1 protein-coding gene is annotated in these 1,170 nt (G+C 57.6%); it reads right to left on the bottom strand.

The window, feature by feature from the left end; genetic code table 11:
• Nucleotides 1-148: 148 nt before the first annotated feature.
• Nucleotides 149-1,129: an IS5-like element IS1384 family transposase gene (locus TMES_RS21930; protein WP_010466230.1), complete on the bottom strand. Its 981-nt coding sequence runs from the start codon at nt 1,127-1,129 to the stop codon at nt 149-151.
• Between the last annotated feature and the right edge of the window lie 41 nt (nt 1,130-1,170).

The following is a 1,170-nucleotide window of genomic DNA, read 5'->3' as shown; positions in this document are numbered from 1 at the left end:
TAGGGATGGTCTGAAGTAGCCATGTATTTCCCCGGCATACCACCTAGCGCAACTTTTAAACTCGCCAAATGATCAAAAAACAATCAATTCGACGAGTATTTCTTACGTTTTCGCCACCCGGACCCCACTCCGGTGGCCATTTCCCGCATTACAGGCGCACCTCTCCTGCATTCGTCAGTAAATGTCGGCGCGCCATCCACAGGTTCGACAGAGCGAACAGTGTCACCAGTTGCGCCGTGTTTTTGGCCAAGCCGCGAAAGCGCACCTTGGTGTAACCGAACTGGCGCTTGATTACCCGGAACGGATGCTCGACCTTGGCGCGCACCTGAGCCTTGGCCTTTTCAATCTTGCGCTTGGCTTTGTACAGCACGCTGCGCTTATCGAGTTTTTTGTAGGTGCTGCGGCGTGCCGCCACCTGCCAGATAACTTCACGTCCTTCATGCTCGGGCCGCTTTTCGACACCGGTGTAGCCTGCATCGGCGCAGACCACGTTTTCGTCGCCATGCAGCAATTTGTCCACCTGGGTGACATCCGCCACATTGGCCGCCGTGCCCACTACGCTGTGCACCAGACCCGATTCGTCATCGGCGCCGATGTGGGCCTTCATGCCAAAATAATACTGGTTTCCCTTCTTGGTCTGGTGCATTTCCGGGTCGCGCTTGCCGTCCTTGTTCTTGGTCGAACTGGGCGCATTGATCAGCGTTGCATCGACGATGGTGCCCTGGCGCAGCGACAGGCCGCGGTCGCCCAGATAGCCATTGATGACAGCGAGGATGCCGGCCGCCAGCTCGTGTTTCTCCAGCAAGCGGCGGAAGTTGAGAATGGTGGTTTCGTCGGGGATGCGCTCCAGGTTCAGCCCGGCAAACTGGCGCAGGATCGTGGTTTCGTACAGCGCTTCCTCCATCGCTGGATCGCTGTAGCCGAACCAGTTCTGCAGCAGATGCACACGCAGCATCGCCATCAACGGGTAGGCCGGACGGCCACCTTCACCTTTCGGATAATGTGGCTCGATCAAAGCAATCAAGCCCTTCCACGGCACCACCCGATCCATCTCGATCAGGAACAACTCCTTGCGGGTTTGCTTGCGCTTGCCAGCGTACTCGGCGTCGGCGAAGGTCATCTGCTTCATCGGGAAACTCGGTGGGTGGGGTCGCGGTATTTTGCCAAATC

Origin of the sequence: Thalassospira mesophila, from assembly GCF_002115755.1 — a bacterium.
Lineage (GTDB): Bacteria > Pseudomonadota > Alphaproteobacteria > Rhodospirillales > Thalassospiraceae > Thalassospira > Thalassospira mesophila.
The sequence above is the reverse complement of the archived record's forward strand: the minus strand, read 5'-3'. Positions and strand labels throughout refer to the sequence as shown.